Genomic DNA, 20,928 nt, shown 5'->3' with positions numbered 1-20,928 from the left:
ATTAGTCATAAGTCACCTTCATCCTTTAGTTTTAATGGATTTTAGATAACCATATTATACCATTTTTTGTTTTAGTTTACTATACCCTTTCATAGGAGAAGCACGTAAAATCTACTGATTTATACGTGAAAATGTAGATTCATAGACCTATAATATTTCGTGGAAATAATAAATAAGGAGTGAAAATTGTAAAATAAAAAAAGTATTGTAAAAAAACGGGAATTAAATTATATTCAAAGTGAATTCGACCCATATGTACATGGTGACTTATTATTCTCGTTGTTTTCATGGGTAAAAGGAGGTGATCGTGATGCTGATGGAAGAGTTGGAATTGGTGGATGCGCCAGTTAGTGACTTTTCTGCGGGACTGGCTGTAGGAATCGGTTTTGGACTCGGCATTTTGGCACTGGTAGGCTGCTAGTTCCTTTGTGAAGAGAATGAGGAAAAGGAGGCTGCTCTTATGGTCATGGAAGAACTTGAATTGGTGGATGCACCAGTCAGTGATTTTTCTGCGGGGCTGGCAACAGGCATCGGCATTGGACTTGCTATTCTTGGATTGATGGGCTGTTAATCCTGTTTTAAATCTTATGACGGGGAGGTGAATACTATGCTGATGGAAGAACTCGAAAGAGTGGACGCGCCTTCGGATGCAACATTCTGGGGTGGAGCTGCGATCGGAACCGTTGCGGTCGTTGGAGTCGGATTGTTGTTTTGCTCGTAATTTCGGACTTTAATCATTTAATTCAGTAATATCTTAAAGCGAATTGGTATGGGGTTTTGATAGGACCGATTCAGTTCCAATAATAGCCATAAAGGAGGGGAAGACAATGTTGATGGAAGAACTTGAAAGAGTAGACGCGCCTTCGGACGCGACATTTTGGGGCGGCGCCGCCATCGGAACGGTGGCCGTAGTTGGAGTCGGCCTGCTGTTCTGTTCTTAATACTCTTTTTTGCAGCATTTCCATGGTTAGAACGAAAACATAGACATCAGGTGTGAACTTATGGTTTACGTTATCTGCGGCTTGAAATATTCAGATGAAGCCTTGCTTGATCTGATCAGGCAGGGCTTTATCCTTAAAGCAGATTCACAGATACATACTATGCACCTGGACATAAAAATTCTCTTGTTGTGAAGTAGATATTCATGATTGGAGGTGCCGTTCATGAGCTTGCAGTTAAAAAAGGAAATCCAGTTTTACCCGGTCGACGGCGGACTGTTTCATGTATATGATCCCGGGACGATGAGACATTTTAAAATCGGGCCGCGAGAGGTGCAATGGTTGAAGCTGCTTGATGGCAACCGAACAAGGGATGAGCTCGGGCAGCATATACCTGAGGAGTTCCTGGACACGTTTTTGATGCAGGCTGAACGCATGCAGCTCGTGATCACGTCACAGAGGCGCCGCCGCATCAATCCACTTAAACTAAAATTCAGGTTGATCAATCCCAATCGTCTGCTGGAGGCTATGCCGAACTTTAACCGTTTGTATCGCAAATCCCTTAATTTTATGTTTGTTGTGTCCCTGATCTTCAATATTGTGTGGCTTACTATGCACTGGCAGTTCATGGCCGCTTCTTTGCTCAACTTTACACTCAATGTGCCCGTTGTTTTATTTTACCTCGTATCGATCCTGGTCATTGGCCTCATTCACGAGCTCTCTCATTCCATCGTTGCCAAGTCTTACGGAATTCATGTTCCTTCGATCGGACTCATGCTGTTCTATTTCCACCCGGCTTTTTTCGCGGATGTCAGCGGATTGAACCTATTGAAAAGCAAAAGGCAGCGCATCAATATTTTATTGGCTGGCGTGATGTCCAATTGCATGTTGGTGTCTCTGAGCATTCCGTTTTTCTACCTCTTTTTCGGCCAATCCTCCATGTTGTACGTCATTTATTTCATCATGATCAATGTCACGATTATGTTCATCAATCTTGTACCGTTTGTGGAATATGACGGGTATTACCTGTTCTTGAATTTGGTGAACGACCCCGCTTTTAAAATGAAATCCAGACAAAGCCTGATGAGACCCCGCGGCGCTAAAACGGAGCATTTGATCTTTGGCATTCTATCCAATTTGTTTATTGCTTCGTTGTTGTTTTCGGCTATTTTGGTTCTCAGGACGTATGTTTCCACTTTGCTTAATTCCAGCATTGTTGATTATGTAAGCATCGCTTTGATCCCTGTCGCATACGTGCTCGTCATGGTGATGCAGAATCGGAGGCCGGCATGAATCATCTATATACGATGAATCCATTTGCTTTTATCGCGGAGATCGACTCCGGCTATTTGATCTACAATACCGATGATATGCAGGTTTCTTTGGGAAAAGAGCGGGCGGACTTCATACAGTTTATCCGTACGCATCCGCATTTTCATCTGGACGAAGTGAAGGGCTTTCTTAATGAGCGTGAGCTGGAGGAATACATCTCTAGGCGGATTTTCCTGCCGGGCGAAGGTGTCTCCACCGAAGGCAGATATTCCAGGCAAATGGGATTTTTCACGCTGCTCGGCAGCGACTTCACGCAGTATCAGGAGGACCTCCGGTCATCGCGGGTACTGTTGCTCGGTGCGGGGGCGATCGGCACCCATGTGCTTTGGAATCTGGCGGCTATGGGCGTCGGACAGGTCACGGTCATTGATTTTGATGTCATTGAAGAAAGCAATTTGAATCGCCAGTTGATGTACGTGCCGGATGATATTGGCCTGCCCAAGGTAGAAGTTCTTTGCAGTAAAATAAAGGCCTTTAACCCGGATATGGAACTCATCCCCGTTCGGATGAAGGTGGAGTCCCCGGCGGATATCGAGCGTTATATGGATGGCAAAACACTTGTCGTCAAGGCTATTGATACGCCGGAGGAAGCCACGGAGTGGGCTAATGAGGTTTGCGTAAAGCACCAGGTGCCGCTAATCAATGGGGGGTTTTTGGATCATATCGGCGTGGTCGGGCCTATCTATCTTCCGGGCGAGTCCTTATGCGCAGCTTGCCTCGGGTTTGGGAACGCCAAGCGCATTCACGGGACAGGCCCAACGTTTGGTCCCCTCACGATGATGGTCGCATCCACAGTATCCATGTTTGCTTTTAAAATCCTGATCAAGAAAACGGATGAGCTGAAGAACAAACTTCATCTATTCAATACCAAAACGGATTCCTGGGACACGCTTAATCTCCGGGCTGCCGAGCGATGCCGGGTTTGCGGCCATAATCCGCATGAGGTGCCGGCGGAGGAGCCGGTAAATAAGCAGCGCGTTTGGTCCTACCGCGTGGGGATGACGGGGATATTCGTTCTGGCATCCGTACTGAGATTTCTGGCCGGTGATATTTATGTGGGCCTGTTGGCGCTTATGGTACTCTTGCTTTCATTTCTTTTCATCGATTCATGGTTTGAGGATCAGCCGGCCGAGCTGAGAAAGGAGATATTTATTGTCAGCTCGATCTACTGCGCAATCAGTTTGGTCACGAATCTGTTCATCAATATGAACGCGTTCTTTAATGCAGCGGGCAGGGGACTAAGCTTCGTGTTTGCCATCATCCAGAATGTTAGCCTGACCATACTTGAGATCAGCGTGGCGATATCGCTGCTCTTTTTCCTCAGCAATGCTGTCGTGTTTGCGGTCAAATTCGTGACACGGAAAGGAGATATGTGGTTATCATGATTCGAAGAAAAGCATTATACGTAGCCATTGCGGCCCTTCTCACGGTTGTAGCCGTGCTTTCGATGAAGCTAAGTGTGATTTTCCTTGTCAGCCAGGAGGTCGTTATTGGGGTCGACATGGCTGCAGCACTGGTTCTATTCATCGTCATTGTGCGTAAAATCCGCCGAGATGGCTGGGCTGTGCGGCGGAATCAGTAAATAAAAGGGATGGAGGTAGACGATGGAGAACCTAATTCAGGTCAAGCATGTGATCAAACAATACGGGACGCTTACCGCTTTGGACCGGATATCGCTTACGATTCATCGAGGGCAGGTCGCAGGTATTGTCGGGCCGAACGGCTCAGGCAAAACGACTTTACTCAAAATTATGCTCGGGCTGATTGATGCCACGAGCGGAAGCGTCATGGTCGGAGGAAAGGAGATAAACGCTAATTCTCTGGAAGCACGCAAAAAAATCGGAATCGTTGTCGAGGATCAAGGCGCATACGGGCATATGAAGGTGCGCAACTATCTGCTTTTTTTCTCCAAATTATATGGATTTGCGCAACTTTCGCCGCAGGTTATGAAAGTCGTCGAAGCATTGGACCTGACGAAATATATGAATGTCGAAATCGCGAAGCTCTCCAAGGGGAACAAGCAGAAAGTGAATATCGCCAGAGCGCTTGTGCATGAACCGGATATTCTGTTTTTGGACGAAGCGACGGACAACCTCGACCCAGAGGTGCGCGAATCGGTACTGAATCAGATCAGGCAATTTCGAAAAGAAGGAAAAACAGTCATCATGTGCAGCCATAATCTGCATGAAGTCGAGCAGGTAGCCGATCAAGTATTCATTCTTAAATTCGGCAAACTGATTGATTCGATCCGCATCGAGGAGACGAATGCTGCGGAATGTTATGTTATCCAGGTGCAGGCTGAATCCCAAGCGGTTCAACGGCTGAAGGAACGATTGGGCCGAAAGGTTGCCTGCGAAGCCGCCGGAGAACCGAAATCGTATCTCATTCGCTATGAAGCGGAAAATCCGGATGAACTGCGGGTTGTGCTGAGCGCCATGTCGGACGAGGGCATCCAGGTGATTGATTTTTCCAAACAAAGCCGTACCAGCCTGAATGAGCGTTACATGTCGGCTGTGAAGGAGGTTGTGCACCAATGATGGGAACGATCCTGAAAAGAGAACTTTCCGGACTAGGGACCCAGCGCGCTATGGCTGCCATGATGGTCGTATTCGGGATTTTTTTGCCGATTGCGGCATCGTGGTATCTGGGAAGCTCCGTATCGTCGGATGCAACACTGAGCGAGCAGGTGTACATGTGGCGAGTGGTCGCGGTCGTGATGTGTTTTATGCCCTCCTTTGTACCGGCTGCACTGTCAGCAATCAATCTTGCCGGCGAGTTCGAAATGAGGACACTCGTGCCGCTGCTAGCTACGCCGGTATCCAACCGTTCTTTGTTTGCCGGGAAAATGCTTTCCATTTTGCTGCCTGCTTTTGTAGTTGTCTTGTTATCGCAGGCCGTGTTTTACATCGGGACCTACGAGGTGCAGGATATTCACGGCGGGGCCTCCTGGACATTTTACGCTGTACTCCTTACCGCCAGTATCGCGTACTACTTTCTCGTGGTTTCCATCGGGTTTATGGTTGCCGTCAAAGTGCGTGAAATCCGCAACGCCCAGCAGTACGGGGCACTTTGCATGATGCCGATTATGCTTGGCTCTATGGGAGGGCTGGGTTACAGCGTGGTCAAATTCAGTATGGACTCGATTCTCTATATCACACTTCCCGTAGGCATCATTGTTCTCGTTGCTGCGCTCGCAGCTTTGCCCAAGCTATGGAATAGAGCCAATCTGGCGGAACGCTTCTAAGTTGAAAATGTTTATGTCAGCGGTTTGCCCCTGTTTCATCGGGAATGCTAGAATGAAAGAATCTAACCGTATGTACCGATAGGGAGGAAGAATCGATGAACGAGAAACGTTTTGACCCGGCACGGATTGCCAAGCTGGACAACCCTGAGCGCAGAAAGAATCTTCCGCCGGAGCAGCTCCTGGATCTGCTTGGTTTAACAGGCAGCGAGGATATTCTGGATGTGGGCGCGGGCGGAGGATACTTTACGTTTCCGGCTGCGGAGAGAACCAGCGGCATCGTCTATGCGCTGGATGCTCAGTCCGCCATGCTGGAATATTTAAAAAGCCGCATGGAGGAGCAGAAGACGGGCCATATTGAGATCATCCAAGGTGAAGCAGAGCAGATCCCGATGGAAGATGGGAAGGTGGATGCCGTCATTTGCTCCATGGTGCTTCATGAAGTGGACCCGCCGGAGCAGGGGCTAAGGGAAATCCAGCGTGTCCTGAAAAAGGGCGGCAAAGCGCTGTGCATTGAATGGGAGCGGATGCAAACCGAAAGCGGACCGCCGCAGAACCACCGTATTTCCTCTGGCGAAATGACAAGCATTTTAGAGGAGATGGGCTTTAAGGTGCTAAGCCGTCAGCCGTGGACGGAAGCCTTTTACAGCGTCGTTTTTGAAAAATAGACGGTATGTATGTTCATGATCGAAACAAGTCAAAGAGAGTCCTTTTTGCCGGATTTATCGGTGGGACTCTTTTTTTCTTTTGTCCAGGTAAATCCTTGATGAATGTTCAGCTCGGCGGGTAAAATGGGAATAAATGTAGGAACATCAAGCAGCCGAAGAATACTACCGGGCAAACCAGGGAAGGGGACGAGCGAGATGAACAAAGCTGAATGGCCGCTGCTTTTATGTAAGGATCAGCAGGAGTGGGAAGCTTGGCTGGAAGAGAACCACGATCTGTCGAACGGCGTCAGTCTGCAGATCGCTAAGAAAAATTCGGGACTGGCCACCGTGAGTTATGCTGAAGCGCTGGATAGCGCTTTATGCTACGGATGGATTGACAGCCGGAAGGAAACCTTGGATGAGAGCAGCTGGATACAGCGTTTTGGACCGAGAGGGAAAAGCAGCATGTGGTCGCAGGTGAACCGGGAGAAGGTCCAGAGGCTGACGGAAGAAGGACGGATGCGCCCCGCAGGAATTGCAGCGGTTGATAACGCCAAGAAGAACGGACGCTGGGAAAAGGCTTACGAACCGCAAAGCAAGAATGCACCCCCAGAGGAGCTGCGGGCTGCTTTTGAGTCGCATCCACGCGCCAAGGCGTTTTATGAGACGCTGAATAGCCAGAACAAATTCGCCATTCACTTTCGAATTCAAAATGCCAAAAAGGAGGAAACCCGGCTGAAAAAGACAGCTGAGTTCATCCGCATGCTCGAAAATGGAGAAAAGATTTATCCATGAAAAATGCAATTTTTCAAAGGAGAGTTTCTGCTATGGATAGCGGTGCTCTCCTTTTTTGCTTCTACGAGTTATCAGCATAAAGAGCATGCTGCCTGAATAAGCTTCAGAGAGCGGTAGAAAAGGTGCCGCAGCTGCGGACGATAAAAACGGGAAGCATTCTTGAAAAGTTCACGCAGCAACACCTGGGCGGAAAGGGGACATGCGCATGCTGTTGAATATGAGCATATTGATTGTCTTCATTTATACGGTGTTATGCATCATGTACGTTCAGTTGAACCGTCACATTTTGACGAACATGACGGGTATGGTGGTCGTGATGACGACGGGACTCATGTCGAATTTGACGATTGGCGTCATTCTGGGCATGCTGTTCGCACAGAACCTCGTTGTATCTACCGGGATTTCGATCCTGTTTTGCTTCCTGATCGGTTATTTGATCGGCAGGCCTCTCAACCTCTTGGCTGTTGTCGAAGGGGTTGGCGGAGGCATTATGGGCGGAGTGCACGGAGCCATGCTGGGCGAGATGATCCCGAAGCGGCAATGGGATGTCATGCTGTTCATCATGGATGCCATGTTTATCGCGGTGACTGCTATGGTCATCTACCTGATTCATGATCGCAAGCACCGGGAAGGGGATGCAGTCGCTGCTGTGAGCGCGGTCAAGGAAAAACAGAGTTTTTTGCCGACGGCACCAGCGCAAACTTCCTTTTGGATGATTTACATTGTAGTTCCGGTCGTCATCTTGTGCGTTGCCGCCTGGCTAGGACACGGGCCTACTGCAGGGGAACCGCCATCCTCCGGTCATGACATGCATTCGATGTAATCCTTTTGCAAACCAAGTCATAAGCGGCTAAAATAAGATCAGGTTCGGAAAGTGTGATTAAAGTCATTGCAGTTTCCGAAACCCCGAGCTTCTGATGAAGCCGCCAAAGACACGGTAAAGGGGATAGCAGAGATGGAACGTATTCAAACGGAGAAACAATACGAGGATTTGATCAACCGAGACGGGCTGACCGTTATTAAATATGACGCTACATGGTGCCCGGATTGTAAGACGCTGGATAAATTTCTGCCTGATCTGATGACGAAGCATCCGGATAAGGAGTTTTATGCCATGGATGTGGAGCAGTTCGAGGAGATCACCAACAAAAACGATGTACGCGGAATTCCAAGCCTTCTGGTTTACAAGAACGGTGAGAAGCTGGCCCATTTGCACAGCAAATTCGCGAAAACGCCGGCTGAGATTTCTGAGTACCTGGAGACGTTGGAATCCAAAAAATAATGAAGTGACGGGTTAAAGCCCGTTCGCAGCATTGAACTGCAGAATTCACATGAGCGACAGAAATAGGAATCTGCAATATCCCGAAGTAAATAAGGCACCGATCTCCTTCATGCGGCAAGTGGAGGGGACGGTGCTTTTTGCTGTTTTGTATGTACCATAATTCACAAATCATGAAATGTGAATTGCACCAATAAGATAGAAAACGCAGCTATATAAATTGGAACAATTTCTGATTTCAATTTATATAGGCGAAAAGTTTACATGATGGGATGTGCAGCTATGGCCACAACAGAGCAGGTCCTGCATATGATGGACCAGTACAGCGCAAGCAACTATTTTCCGCTGCCGGTTGTCATTGAAAAGGCGGAGGGAGTATGGGTGGAGGATGCGGCAGGACGCCGTTACCTTGATATGCTAAGCGCATATTCCGCGCTTAATCATGGTCACCGCCACCCTAAAATCATACAGGCGCTGAAGGAGCAGGCGGATAAAGTCACGCTTGTCTCAAGAGCCTTTCATAGTGAGGCGTTGGCGAAGTTCGTGCGAAGACTGGCGGAATTTACCGGAAAAGACAAGATCCTCGCGATGAACACCGGAGCGGAAGCAGTGGAAACCGCGCTTAAAATGGCTAGGCGCTGGGCTTATCGCGTCAAAGGGGTAGAGGACAATCGTGCGGAAATCATTGTTTGCGACGGCAATTTTCATGGGCGCACGCTGACCATAACTTCTTTTTCGACAGACGAAGCCTACAAACAGGATTTCGGGCCTTTTACGCCGGGCTTCAAGAGGATTCCGTATGGCGATCTGGACGCGCTGAAAGCGGCGATTACACCGGATACGGCTGCTTTTCTTGTGGAGCCTTTGCAGGGAGAAGCAGGGATTATCGTACCTCCGGCACATTTTTTATCCGAAGCCCTTGAGCTCTGCCGCCAGCAGCGCGTGCTGTTTATAGCCGATGAGATTCAGACGGGATTCGGACGAACGGGTCAAAAATTCGCTTGCGACTGGGAGGCAGTCGTACCGGATGTGTACATTCTGGGCAAAGCGCTGGGAGGCGGTGTCATACCGATATCCGCAGTCGCTGCGGACGAGGAAATCATGAATGTGTTTGAGCCGGGCTCGCACGGCTCGACCTTCGGCGGGAACCCGCTGGCATGCGCGGTAGCGCTGGCGGCACTGGATGTTCTGGAAGAGGAAAAACTGGCAGAGCGATCCGAGGAGCTTGGACGCTATTTTATGAAAAAGCTTACATCCATTAAACATCCGGACATCGTTTCCATTCGCGGGCGCGGACTGCTGATCGGAATTCAGCTGTCTGTCCATGCAAGGCCCTATTGTGATGCTCTGGCCCGAATTGGACTGCTATGCAAGGAAACGCATGAGACGACCATTCGGCTGGCACCGCCCCTGGTCATCACGGAAGAAGAGCTGGACTTTGCTCTCAGCCGGATCGAAGAGGTGTTTGCCGGTCAAGGGAGGGTTTGAACAAGGATGGTTCAACAATCAATTTCCATAATCAGAGTGCCCTTTGGTCTTGGGGCGGGCAGGCCAGGCAGCGAGAACGGCCCGGAAAGCATGCTGAAATTTGGCCTAGTGAAGAAGCTCGAGGGCCTTGGATATGATGTGCAGGCGGACCAGTGCATTCGACTTCCTCAAGGGATACACTCACCGGCAGGGTCCACAATGAAGCACGTCCAGGAAGTATTGACCGTGTCCGGTCTTCTTGGAAAGGCAGTGGGGGATGCTGTAGCGGCCGGGCATATCCCGCTTGTTCTGGGCGGGGATCACAGCATAGCGATGGGGTCGCTGGCCGGATTAACAGGACATTACCGCAACATGGGCGTGATCTGGGTTGACGCGCATTCGGACCTGAACACGGAATCAACGAGCCCTTCGGGGAATATGCACGGCATATCGCTTGCGGTGGGTCTGGGACTCTCTCATATTAAGCTGAGGCAGATCTCCGAAGGCGCAGTAGCCCTGAAGCCGGAGAACTGCGTTATCATTGGAGCGCGTGATCTGGACCGGGAAGAGAAGGCACTGATCCGCTCCTGCGGACTGACCTGCTTCACAATGCATGAAATTGATCGGCTCGGTATTGAGAAGGTCGTTCAGAAGGCGCTTCAAATCGCAGGCAACGGCACCGATGGGGTCCATCTGAGTTTCGATATCGACAGCGTGGATCCCATAGAGGCTCCGGGAACGGGAACGCCCGTACGCGGAGGGCTCAGTTATCGGGAGGCTCATCTTTCCTTGGAGCTCATGAGTGAATCGGGATTGATTACTTCCGCCGATTTTGTAGAGGTGAATCCGCTTCTGGACCGCAACAATCAGACATCGAAGCTGGCTGTGGAGCTGATCGGGTCCTTGTTCGGCAGCCGGATCCTGTAACGACAAAAACACCATCGAAGCCGCATTCATCATCGCTTCAATGGTGTTTTTCGTGCTGTGGCGCTCCCGCTGCCCGGGAAGCCCTATATCCGGAGATTTATGTCCGTAGATCGGATGAGTGTGGACGTAGTTAATTGTGGCGAGTTCGCTGATATTCGATCAACTCACCGAGTTGGCGAATCGTGTCGAGCAGCTCGTCCGATTCTTCTTTTGTGAAATTCTCTACCGTTTCAACAATGCGCTCAGAGCTCATATCGGACAATTGCTTCAGAACATTTGAACCCTTGTTTGTAATTGTGATATTCACGTAACGGCGGTCTTTGTCAGAACGGTTGCGATCAATCAGCTCTTCTTGTACCAGCTTGTCGCAAATTTGGGTAATGGCGCTTGTCGTTAAACCGGTCACTTTAACGATATCCGTACCTCGCTGGCTGCCGTTATTTTGCAAGTATTGCAGAATAAATGCCTCCGTGGTGCTGAGCTTCATCTGCCGGACAATGCCTGTGTAGTCAATAAGACGCGGCAATCTGTCCATAAGTTCACAATATCGGTTAGCCAATTCTTTAGATGATGAATGCAAGCTAGATCACCCTCCTGCATATAACGGAATAATGGTTAATCTGAAGTGCAAATCCGTTAATTCTTATCAACTTTGTATATTGTCATCGTAGTTGGTAAACAATTGAACGTCAATAATAGTATACGAAAAACGGGCAAATTCGTTGCGGGTAGGGGGAAAATAACTTGAACCTCCTTGCGCGTCAGAGCTGTACTTGACAAGCAGTTCTGGAAAGCGCTATGCTGTTCTCTGCACTTATGAAAGGTAAGCTTATATAAAATAAGCTCTTACTAATCAAACGATAGAATTATGCAAATATTTGCTTAATTCTGTATAGGCAACTCTCTCAATACTCTCAGGATTCTTATTTTGATGGCAGCCGCTATAATGCGGCTGTTTTTTTTCGTTTTTTAGATAAGGAAGGAAGGCCCTACTTGGAATATTGGTTTGATGAATCCGTAATCCAATAATTCTTATTAATTTAATTGGAATTATCATTTTTTACCTTTTCAAACGCTGGGAAGTATGAGAAAATATGAAAAAATCGCACGCTAGCGACTATTTTTACATGCGAGAAAAGGGAGGATTTACCCATGTCCAACGAACGCCCATTATCATTTGAAACCTTAGCCGTGCATGCAGGCCAGGAAATTGATCCAACGACGCTTTCCCGCGCAGTACCGCTGTATCAGACGACTTCATATGGCTTCAAAGACAGTGATCATGCAGCCAACTTGTTTGCGCTGAAGGAATTCGGCAATATATACACACGCTTGATGAATCCGACAACCGATGTGTTTGAGCAGCGCGTGGCTGCACTGGAAGGCGGGGTTGGAGCATTAGCGACTTCATCCGGACAGGCAGCAATCACCTTCTCCGTACTGAATATCGCTGGCGCAGGTGATGAGATCGTATCTTCCTCCACACTGTATGGCGGAACGTATAATTTATTCTCGACGACACTGGCTAAACTCGGCATTAAGGTTCATTTCGTGGATGCAAGCGATCCGGAGAACTTCCGCGCTGCCATCAACGACAAGACGAAGGCGCTTTATGCGGAAACGATCGGCAATCCGAAAGGGGACGTCCTTGATATCGAAGCTGTCGCCAACATTGCCCATGAGAACGGCATTCCGCTGATCTTGGACAACACATTCCCAAGCCCATATCTGCTTCGCCCAATTGAACATGGAGCAGATGTGGTTGTACACTCGGCAACCAAATTCATCGGCGGCCACGGTACATCCATCGGCGGCATTATCGTGGACAGCGGCAAATTCGACTGGGCAGCCAACGACAAATTCCCTGGGCTGACGCAGCCGGATCCAAGTTACCATGGCGTCGTCTATACGGAAGCCGTTGGACCACTGGCTTATATTATCAAAGCCCGCGTGCAGCTTCTCCGTGACATGGGTGCGACGATTTCGCCATTCAACTCCTGGATGCTGCTGCAAGGCCTTGAAACCCTGCATCTTCGCATGGAGCGTCACAGCCAGAATGCTCTCAAAGTAGCACAGTTCCTTGAGAACCATGACGCGGTGGAGTGGGTAAGTTATGCCGGACTTCCAAGTCATCCTTCCTATGAGCTGGCACAGAAGTACTTGCCGAAGGGGCAGGGAGCGATTCTGACTTTTGGCATTAAGGGCGGAAAGGAAGCCGGACGCAAGGTGATCGAGAATGTGAAGCTGTTCTCCCATCTCGCGAACGTGGGCGATTCCAAGTCGTTGATCATTCATCCGGCAAGCACAACGCACCAACAATTGTCCGAAGATGAGCAAATCGCAGCCGGAGTGAATCCGGAAATGCTGCGCTTGTCCATCGGCACGGAATCCATCGACGATATTTTATATGATCTGGAACAGGCAATTACGGCCAGCCAGCACTAATATAGGAAAGCCGCTCTTCGGAGCGGCTTCTTTATTTTTGTTAAGGAAGGCAGGATGCGTTGCGAGCAGCTCTGTTTAAGTTGGTTATCTTCCACATGGCTGTCAGGTTTGGTTTTCGAAAATTCTGTCCCGATTTCATGAGAAAACGGCGGTGAAGCATGCAAAAGCTGTATATTTCCTCCTTAGAGCTAATATTCTTTAGGGTAGGGCTCACTGCAAACGGGCTCATTTTTCCGGGAAAAGAGGGTCGACAGCCAAAAATGAAGAGTGATCGGTGTCAGAACAACTGCTGCCAAAGCGGCTCCTGCTCTATGTCTTCTTTTGTGGAAACGCTTTATCAGGCTAACAAGCAAAATGATAGGATTCCGCCGGAGAATGAAGGTCAGGCCCGGGCATGCTCCTTGCCGGAAATTGCCTCACTGGTGGAATTGTCCCTGATTGGATCAATGACGAGAGAGGAAGCCGTTCTGGCGGTTGATCCGTATTCGATCGATGCGATTATACGGGAATCGGATTCCTTTTCGCATGATTCCAAAGATCCTGATGCGCCTGAACTTCTGTTGGAATGGAGCGACAGGTTACGCAGTCTGACGATTTTTGCCGAAGATGTTGCGTATCCTCCGGAACGGGCAGATCCTATGTCCGGATTGTCCGGCCTGATGCTCCTGCGGGAAGATTCTTGGCTTGGTAGCGGCCACTTGAAAGAGATTTTTGAAGAATGGGCTATGCAGTACGCTGCTGATCGCCATGAAGCGCATCATCCAAGCATTGTACTGAGGGAGCGGCTGTTATACCGGTGGAAAGGGCATATGGAAAGGATGCTTCATCATCTTGATGAAGGGGTTCTGAGTGTTGCGTTGGTGTCCGGGGCGGATATAAGGGGGAAATATCCAGAGAATGCAGCGTATCTTGCCGATCTGAGGGATATTCAACTGGAAGCCTTATTTCGTGCTTCGCTTGCCTGTTACCGTCAGGGGATGGAGCACAGGCTGGAAATTCTCGTTTCCAACCCTGCCGATATGGAAGAATGGACTTATTTACATGAGCTGATCGAGAGGGTTGCTGAAGAAACATTATGCCACCAGCGACGTGCGGTTGCCTACAGTATCGGGGCTTTGATCGGTATGGATGTCGATTTGGAGCTCGCTGCGGATCTGGCGCGGTGCGCGAAGTTGCTCGTGCTGAACTGTAGCGGCATGAGCCATCCGGAGCATCCCTGGACACGGGCGAATCTCCGACGTATGGAAGCGCTGGCGGGATGTATTCGTAACGCAAGCAGGCATATCCCTCTGCGTGCATCGGGTTTGCAAAATGCTGCGGATCTGTCTGCAATATATGCAATGGGCGTGGATGAGATCAGCGTCTTATCCGGCGCACTGCCCGTATTCCGTTTGGCATCGGCGCAATGGGAACTGCAGACGGAAGCAAATGCAGGAAAAAGATATTCATGTGATGGATGCCGCATTTATATAAAATGAACTACAAATGATTCGCTCATTTTCTGTAATCATGTTGCCGTGCAGGCGATGATTTACCTTTTTAAATTCAATGTATTTACATACATGAAAAGAGGAAATCGGCGTTTAGCCGACGGGTTTCGAGTTCAAATACCTGGATATGAGAGATGCACTAACCGCATCTTTCGTATTCAGGTTTTTTTTGCGTTTAGCAGGAAATTCGTTTACTTTTTCGATGTAGGAGCATATAATACAATCATAAAGTTGCATAAAGGAAAAACAATTGCATTAGTACAAAAATGATTATCATTCTCAATTGGACGTATCTTCGTCCTTCATTAAAACATGCTGCTCCGGCTGGTCCGGAGCAGCATGTGCTGTTTTAAGGGTATTAATAATGCTTTTCATTCTCAATTGGGGAAGGTGAATAAGATGGAAAATGTACAAAAAATCACGGCTAAAATCTTACGTGAGACTGCTCTTTCCGGTGGGGTCAAAAAGCCGAATCCTCACCGTAAAAGACGGATGGATCTTCGCGGTATGCTGCGCAACCAGGAGATGCAGGCTGCCATTCTGAGCGGGGTGCTCATGCTTGGCGGGTGGGCCGCAGGCAATCTATCGACTACGGTATCGGTCATATTATACATTCTCTCATATACGGCTGGAGGATGGCTTAAGGCCAAGGAGGGGGTAGAGACCCTCGTCAAAGAGCGGGAACTGGATGTGAACTTGCTCATGGTGGCCGCCGCGCTGGGAGCTGCCAGCATCGGGTATTGGAACGAAGGGGCGATGCTGATCTTTATCTTTGCACTAAGCGGCGCATTGGAAAGCTATACAATGGAGCGGAGCAAAAAGGACATCTCGTCCTTGATGGCCTTGAAGCCTGAGCTGGCGCTTCGGATCGAAGACGGTAAGATGGCGATGGTTTCGATCGATGAGCTGAAGCTCGGTGATCTGATCCTGGTTAAACCCGGTGAATTGATCCCGGCTGACGGTGTGATACAAAAGGGATATTCGGCTGTGAACCAGTCGTCGATCACCGGTGAATCGATTCCGGTTGATAAAGCCCAGGGCGATGAGGTGTTTACCGGAACGCTGAACGGAGAAGGCGTGCTCTATATCGAAGTAACGCAAACATCGGATGCGACGGTATTCTCGAAAATCATCCGTTTAGTGGAAGAAGCCGAGAATGAGGTTCCGCAATCGGAACGGTTCATGAAGCGTTTTGAAGGGATATATGCCCGAATCGTTGTCGCGGTTACTTTGGTCATTATCTTTGCAGTTCCGTTCGTGCTTGGATGGAGCTTCAGCGCTTCCTTCTATAAAGCGATGGTGTTTCTGGTTGTTGCCTCTCCTTGTGCGCTTGTGGCTTCGATTATGCCAGCTCTGCTGTCGGCGATATCCAACCGGGCACGCCGCGGCATCCTGTTTAAGGGCGGGGCTCATATGGAGAATATGGCTTTGACCTCTGTCGTTGCTTTTGATAAAACAGGTACATTGACCGCCGGTGAACCGCAGGTTACAGACCTGATGGCCGGAGAGGGGTACGATCGCACGGAGCTGCTTGCCATCATCGCTTCGGTGGAACAGCTGTCGGAGCACCCTCTGGCAAAAGCCATCGTCAGATTGGCGGAGGAAGAAGAGCTTGAATTGCTGCCGGTCGAATCGGTGACTTCGGTTACCGGTTGGGGGATGGAAGGAAGGGTCAATGCTAAACAGTGGCGGATCGGCAAGACGGATGTATTGGACCGGATGGAAGAAAATGAACAATCCGTATATTGGAAGCAGCAGCGTAGCCTTCTCGGAGCAGAAGGGAAAACCGTCTCTGTCATTATGGATGGGAAGAGGGTGGCAGGACTTGTTGCCTTGCAGGATGTGGTGCGTCAGAACGCTATGGCAGCGGTACAGAAACTTCAAGCGATTGGAGTGAAGGTTGCGATGCTGACAGGCGACCGCAGCGAAACAGCACAGGTTATCGGCCGGCAAATCGGCGTGGATCTGATATACTCGGATCTGCTTCCGGAAGAGAAGGTACAGTATGTGAAAAGATTGCGCGATGAATACGGGCATGTAGTCATGGTGGGTGACGGCGTGAATGATGCACCAGCGCTCGCTACGGCAACCGTGGGCATGGGAATGGGCATGAATGGAAGCGGGACGGCGCTGGAAGTAGCGGATGTCGTGCTCATGAATGATAATATTGAAGAAATTGCCGGTACGATCAAGCTTGCCCGCCGGGCACGTCGCATTGTTAAACAGAATATGGTGTTCGCGATTACCGTTATTGTTCTGCTGATGACAAGCAACTTCGTAGCGGGAATAGCTCTTCCGTTCGGGGTGGTGGGCCATGAGGGAAGTACGATTCTCGTCATCCTGAATGCCCTACGTTTATTAAGATAACGAAATATATTTCATTTGAAGAGGACTTTCAGGCCGAGTGCCCGAAAGTTCTTTTTCTATTTTGCATAAAAATGTTAGATCGGAAGGGATATATCCTCTTCAATGGGCGGTTCCTTGCACCCGGATTTGTATAAATTTAATTGTTAACAATCGACATGAACCCATGTATACTTGTTCTATTGACATAAGTGTCTATTTATATGATAATAATTATCAGATAATAATTATTTTAAATAAAAAATAAGTGAACCTGGTTACGTCCGGCATCATATGCAGGGCTACTTTCCGGGCACTGGGAGCTTGGAGGGAAATCTTATGTATAAATCCGTAATTATTGGTACTGGACCTGCGGGATTGACCGCAGCCATCTATCTGGCTCGTGCCAACCTGAAGCCGCTCATTATTGAGGGACCTCAGCCTGGCGGACAGCTGACCACGACAACTGAAGTGGAGAATTTCCCGGGTTTTCCCGAAGGTATTATGGGACCGGAATTGATGGATAATATGCGCAAGCAAGCTGAACGTTTTGGCGCCGAATTCCGTACGGGCTGGGTGAATAGCGTGGAACTTAGCGGCCGTCCGTTCAAGCTGGATGTCGAAGGTATGGGTCAGTTTGAGACCGAAACCCTGATTATTTCAACCGGCGCAACAGCCAAGTATCTGGGCATTCCGGGCGAACAAGATAATATCGGACGCGGCGTCAGCACCTGTGCAACCTGCGACGGTTTCTTTTTCCGCGGCAAGGAAATCGTGGTTATCGGCGGAGGCGATTCGGCGCTTGAGGAAGCAAGTTTCTTGACCCGTTTTGCTTCGAAGGTGACGTTGGTTCACCGCCGTACCGAGCTTCGCGGATCGAAAATCATGCAAGATCGCGTACGCAGTAATGAAAAAGTCGAATGGGAGCTTAACCGCACACCGGTTGAGGTCATTGCTGACGACCGCGGCGTGAAAGGCTTGAAAGTACTGAATAACGAAACCGGCGAAGAAGAATTGATCGAAGCAAGTGGCGTATTCGTGGCAATCGGGCATCATCCGAACACAGGCTTTCTCGGCGGACAGATTACAACCGATTCGAACGGTTACATCATGGTACAGCCGGGCACTTCGGAAACGAACATTCCAGGAGTATTCGCTTGCGGCGACGTACAGGATACACGATACAGACAGGCAATTACCGCAGCAGGCAGCGGATGTATGGCTGCGATGGATTGCGAGAAATACATTGAAAGCCTGGAACATCACGCAGCCGTTCTGTAAGGATTCTGTTTTAAATTGATTGATTCACACCATATTTAACAATGAGGTGAAATAACACATGGAAAAAGTGATCGTATATACAAGCACCAACTGTCCGCATTGCCGCCAGGTTAAAGGTTACCTGGCCGAGAAAGGCGTAGAGTACGAAGAGCGCAACATTGAACAAAGCGATGAATTCGCACAACAAGTATGGGATATGGGGATGCGAGCCGTTCCGGTAACGGTCATCGGCGAGAACCGCGTTCTGGGTATGAACAAGCTTCAATTCGAGAAGTACTTGAACGAAGAGGCGTAAGCTCAGCATTAAAAAGCCGGGCAGCAGCCCGGCTATCATAGTGGAAAGGCAGGGTCCATTGGACGCTGCCTTTTTTTCGTTCGGTTATATATGAGAAGCCGGATCAACCAGGAGGCTAATTAAAAAAACAGTTTCATGATCACCTGGAATATGAGGTAAACGGCTACACCTGAGACGATCAGCAGCAGCCCTGCCTTTTTTTTGCCTTGGAAAAACCGGAGAATCGCCAGACTGAAGAGCGGGGCGATAACAATCAGAAATAACAGAACCGTAATGAACATTTCCGCCGATATATTGGTAGTATCCACGTAAGTCACGGACATTCGCTCCATTTCATGGGGATGGATAACACTAAAATCACGAGCAATATACCTATTATACCGAAATATTTCAGAAATTTCCGTACAAAATGCCGAAAAAATGTTGCGATTTTACGTCGAGGCACTTCCTAGTTTTTCATGCAGCACAGAAGGGAAAAGGATGCGCACCTGCGAATTAATCTAATAGAGAGAATGATAGGAGGATTCAAGATATGAACCTTACGAATGAGCTGATGTCATCCCGGCTGGTCGCGATCGTCAGAGGAATTACACGGGAAGAGGCACGGATTGCCGGTGCGGGGCTCACAGCCGGTGGAGTCAAATTGATGGAAGTAACCATGAATACCACGGGAGCACTCGATATCATACAGGATTGGCGTTCGGCTTACGAAGGGAAGGCCTATGTCGGAGCAGGCACGGTGCTGAATGTGAAGATGGCCAAAGAAGCGGTCTCAGCGGGGGCCCAGTTTTTGATATCCCCCAATGTGGATTTGAACGTCATAGCGTTTGCGCTCGAACAGGGAATTGACATTTGGCCGGGGGCCATGACTCCCACCGAGATTGCAGCAGCATTTTATGCGGGAGCAGAGGTCGTAAAGCTTTTCCCGATGGCCAGTCTCGGACTGGGGTATTTACGGGAGATCCGGGGACCGCTGAACCATATTCCGCTCATTGCAACGGGTGGCGTGACCTTGGAAAATATTGCGGAATACTTTGAAGCAGGGGCCAGTGCCGTCGGGATTGGCAGCTCGCTATTGCCTAAGGATGCCTTGAAGGCTGGAAATATTGGTGGCGTTGCCGAATGTACCTCGCGTTTTGTGCAGGCGGCAGCCAAACCGAATCTTTAAGATAGAATTTGCGTATAAAGTCATATAAGTCCCGAGACGGGAATAGAGTCATTTCGAAGGGCTAAAGATGCGGCTGCATGGAATCTCAAGCAAACAATGCCTATACGTAGAGAAGGGAGGGTGCTGTATGAGATGGAAGCGCAGATCGGTTGCCAAGGTCGTGCTGACCGGTTCGCTCATCGCAGCGGTGTTACCCCCTAGTATTGATTGGGAAATGGTGTATGCTTCCACGTCATCCAGCGCAAATGTAGTCCGAACCGACCAGGAGCTTCAGAAAACACTGCTGAGTGCCATGAACAAGCGTTTGAGTCAGGTCCAGTTTGTATATCAAGGAAAGACCAATCAGCTGAAGGGGCAGCTGAAGGATGCACTGGAGCAGGCGCTGGAAAGCGATCCATACATGAACTACACCATTGAGAGCTATGGTTATTCTTACAGCGGAAGTTCGAAATCGGCGACTGTAAGCGTTCAGCTGAGCTACCGGGAAACGGCAGAGCAGACGGCTTACGTCTCCAAGCGTGTTCAGAGCATACTGGGCAGCATCATCAAGCCGGGAATGAATGACCATGAAAAGGTCAAAGCGATTCATGACTGGATTGTCCTTCACTTGAAATATGACGAGACGCTGCAAAAGTATACGGCCTATGACGGTCTGAATTCCGGCAGTACCGTATGCCAGGGTTATTCGCTCCTGACCTATAAAATGTTAAAGGAAGCCGGCATCACCAACAGAATTGTAGAAGGAACGGCTGCCCCGCGGGATACGGGAATCAGCCAGCTTCACGCCTGGAATCTGGTGCTGCTCGATGGCAAGTGGTATCATCTCGATACGACTTGGGACGACCCGGCTCCTGACAAGGCGGGGGAAATCGGCATTGGATATTATCTCCGCACGGATAAGCAGATGAGGAAGGATCACAGCTGGACGAAAAGCTACCCGGCGGCAAACACGCTTTACCGGGATACGCTGACCACGTTCATTAAACAAAATGACAGCCGTCAGAGCTACTATAAAAAACTGGTTCAGGATCTGGAATACCAGTTGTATGATCCGGACGAGATTGTAAATACAAGCTCTAAGCTGAGAACCAAAGTACGCACGGTGATCAAGCAAGGGGGACATTCCTTGTTATTCCGATATTCAGGCAATCACGAGAATTTGATGGATGATCTGCAGGATCTGTACCGGCTTGGTGTCAACTCCATCTCTTATGTGGAAAGCGAACTGGATGAGACGGATGATCTGCGAGTGTACGTTACTTGGAAATAAGAAATATAAG

23 protein-coding genes are annotated in these 20,928 nt (G+C 49.2%); 21 read left to right on the top strand and 2 right to left on the bottom strand.

The genetic code is table 11. From position 1 onward, the window contains the following. Positions 1 to 310: 310 nt before the first annotated feature. The 14 genes from GRF59_RS30195 to rocF all read left to right on the top strand — a co-directional run bounded on the left by GRF59_RS30195 (position 311) and on the right by rocF (position 10,626). Positions 311 to 421, top strand: coding sequence for a daptide-type RiPP (locus GRF59_RS30195; RefSeq protein WP_341480149.1), 111 nt, complete (start codon positions 311 to 313; stop codon positions 419 to 421). Positions 422 to 607: 186 nt separating this feature from the next. Beyond that, positions 608 to 721 carry a daptide-type RiPP gene (locus GRF59_RS30190; protein ID WP_328276766.1) on the top strand — a complete coding sequence of 38 codons (114 nt, stop codon included), beginning with the start codon at positions 608 to 610 and terminating at the stop codon, positions 719 to 721. A 106-nt stretch (positions 722 to 827) separates the two neighbouring features. After that, entirely contained in the window at positions 828 to 941 is a 114-nt protein-coding gene (locus GRF59_RS30185) for a daptide-type RiPP (RefSeq protein ID WP_328276766.1), read from the top strand. Between the two features lie 222 nt (positions 942 to 1,163). After that, complete coding sequence (locus tag GRF59_RS27620) at positions 1,164 to 2,231, top strand: zinc metalloprotease (protein ID WP_160500954.1); 1,068 nt, start codon at positions 1,164 to 1,166, stop codon at positions 2,229 to 2,231. Continuing rightward, a complete protein-coding gene (locus GRF59_RS27615) occupies positions 2,228 to 3,655 on the top strand; it encodes a HesA/MoeB/ThiF family protein (protein WP_160500953.1) in 1,428 nt (475 codons plus the stop codon). The genes GRF59_RS27620 and GRF59_RS27615 overlap by 4 nt, the downstream gene beginning before the upstream one ends. Continuing rightward, positions 3,652 to 3,852 carry a hypothetical protein gene (locus tag GRF59_RS27610; RefSeq protein ID WP_160500952.1) on the top strand — a complete coding sequence of 67 codons (201 nt, stop codon included), beginning with the start codon at positions 3,652 to 3,654 and terminating at the stop codon, positions 3,850 to 3,852. The genes GRF59_RS27615 and GRF59_RS27610 overlap by 4 nt, the downstream gene beginning before the upstream one ends. A 22-nt stretch (positions 3,853 to 3,874) precedes the next feature. Continuing rightward, on the top strand, positions 3,875 to 4,807 hold the full coding sequence (locus tag GRF59_RS27605) for an ABC transporter ATP-binding protein (RefSeq protein ID WP_160500951.1): 933 nt from the start codon (positions 3,875 to 3,877) through the stop codon (positions 4,805 to 4,807). Continuing rightward, positions 4,804 to 5,514: an ABC transporter permease gene (locus tag GRF59_RS27600; protein ID WP_160500950.1), complete on the top strand. Its 711-nt coding sequence runs from the start codon at positions 4,804 to 4,806 to the stop codon at positions 5,512 to 5,514. Before GRF59_RS27605 ends, GRF59_RS27600 begins: the two co-directional genes overlap by 4 nt. A 95-nt stretch (positions 5,515 to 5,609) precedes the next feature. Beyond that, positions 5,610 to 6,179: a class I SAM-dependent methyltransferase gene (locus tag GRF59_RS27595; RefSeq protein WP_160500949.1), complete on the top strand. Its 570-nt coding sequence runs from the start codon at positions 5,610 to 5,612 to the stop codon at positions 6,177 to 6,179. 195 nt (positions 6,180 to 6,374) lie between these two features. After that, the gene (locus tag GRF59_RS27590) at positions 6,375 to 6,953 is read left to right on the top strand and encodes a YdeI/OmpD-associated family protein (protein ID WP_160500948.1); all 579 of its coding nucleotides are present in this window, start codon (positions 6,375 to 6,377) and stop codon (positions 6,951 to 6,953) included. Positions 6,954 to 7,170: 217 nt separating this feature from the next. Next, positions 7,171 to 7,776 (top strand): hypothetical protein, encoded by a 606-nt coding sequence (locus GRF59_RS27585; RefSeq protein WP_237392099.1) that lies wholly within the window; start codon positions 7,171 to 7,173, stop codon positions 7,774 to 7,776. A gap of 132 nt (positions 7,777 to 7,908) precedes the next feature. Beyond that, positions 7,909 to 8,235, top strand: a complete 327-nt coding sequence (locus tag GRF59_RS27580) for a thioredoxin family protein (protein WP_160500946.1) — start codon at positions 7,909 to 7,911, stop codon at positions 8,233 to 8,235. Between the two features lie 279 nt (positions 8,236 to 8,514). Beyond that, positions 8,515 to 9,720 (top strand): ornithine--oxo-acid transaminase, encoded by a 1,206-nt coding sequence (locus GRF59_RS27575; RefSeq protein ID WP_160500945.1) that lies wholly within the window; start codon positions 8,515 to 8,517, stop codon positions 9,718 to 9,720. A 6-nt stretch (positions 9,721 to 9,726) separates the two neighbouring features. Continuing rightward, complete coding sequence (gene rocF, locus GRF59_RS27570; RefSeq protein WP_160500944.1) at positions 9,727 to 10,626, top strand: arginase; 900 nt, start codon at positions 9,727 to 9,729, stop codon at positions 10,624 to 10,626. Positions 10,627 to 10,756: 130 nt separating this feature from the next. Here rocF and GRF59_RS27565 read toward each other — a convergent pair whose 3' ends face one another. Beyond that, entirely contained in the window at positions 10,757 to 11,206 is a 450-nt protein-coding gene (locus tag GRF59_RS27565; protein WP_160500943.1) for a MarR family winged helix-turn-helix transcriptional regulator, read from the bottom strand. Positions 11,207 to 11,778: 572 nt separating this feature from the next. Here GRF59_RS27565 and GRF59_RS27560 point away from each other — a divergent pair. From GRF59_RS27560 to GRF59_RS27540, 5 genes are all read left to right on the top strand, one after another. After that, on the top strand, positions 11,779 to 13,071 hold the full coding sequence (locus tag GRF59_RS27560; protein WP_160500942.1) for a homocysteine synthase: 1,293 nt from the start codon (positions 11,779 to 11,781) through the stop codon (positions 13,069 to 13,071). Between the two features lie 311 nt (positions 13,072 to 13,382). Continuing rightward, on the top strand, positions 13,383 to 14,549 hold the full coding sequence (locus tag GRF59_RS27555) for a hypothetical protein (protein WP_160500941.1): 1,167 nt from the start codon (positions 13,383 to 13,385) through the stop codon (positions 14,547 to 14,549). A 411-nt stretch (positions 14,550 to 14,960) separates the two neighbouring features. Then, entirely contained in the window at positions 14,961 to 16,928 is a 1,968-nt protein-coding gene (locus tag GRF59_RS27550; protein WP_160500940.1) for a heavy metal translocating P-type ATPase, read from the top strand. Positions 16,929 to 17,243: 315 nt separating this feature from the next. Further along, a complete protein-coding gene (gene trxB, locus GRF59_RS27545) occupies positions 17,244 to 18,185 on the top strand; it encodes a thioredoxin-disulfide reductase (protein ID WP_160500939.1) in 942 nt (313 codons plus the stop codon). Positions 18,186 to 18,243: 58 nt separating this feature from the next. Then, entirely contained in the window at positions 18,244 to 18,480 is a 237-nt protein-coding gene (locus tag GRF59_RS27540) for a glutaredoxin family protein (protein WP_160500938.1), read from the top strand. Positions 18,481 to 18,599: 119 nt separating this feature from the next. Here GRF59_RS27540 and GRF59_RS27535 read toward each other — a convergent pair whose 3' ends face one another. Further along, positions 18,600 to 18,788 carry a hypothetical protein gene (locus tag GRF59_RS27535; protein ID WP_423802988.1) on the bottom strand — a complete coding sequence of 63 codons (189 nt, stop codon included), beginning with the start codon at positions 18,786 to 18,788 and terminating at the stop codon, positions 18,600 to 18,602. A gap of 224 nt (positions 18,789 to 19,012) precedes the next feature. Here GRF59_RS27535 and GRF59_RS27530 point away from each other — a divergent pair, with 224 nt between their 5' ends. Together GRF59_RS27530 and GRF59_RS27525 are read left to right on the top strand one after the other, a co-directional pair. Then, positions 19,013 to 19,648, top strand: a complete 636-nt coding sequence (locus GRF59_RS27530) for a bifunctional 4-hydroxy-2-oxoglutarate aldolase/2-dehydro-3-deoxy-phosphogluconate aldolase (RefSeq protein WP_160500936.1) — start codon at positions 19,013 to 19,015, stop codon at positions 19,646 to 19,648. 127 nt (positions 19,649 to 19,775) lie between these two features. After that, complete coding sequence (locus tag GRF59_RS27525; protein WP_160500935.1) at positions 19,776 to 20,918, top strand: transglutaminase domain-containing protein; 1,143 nt, start codon at positions 19,776 to 19,778, stop codon at positions 20,916 to 20,918. Positions 20,919 to 20,928: the final 10 nt, after the last annotated feature.

The organism is Paenibacillus dendrobii, assembly GCF_009807035.1.
GTDB classification, from domain to species: Bacteria; Bacillota; Bacilli; order Paenibacillales; family Paenibacillaceae; genus Paenibacillus_AQ; species Paenibacillus_AQ dendrobii.
The sequence above is the reverse complement of the archived record's forward strand: the minus strand, read 5'-3'. Positions and strand labels throughout refer to the sequence as shown.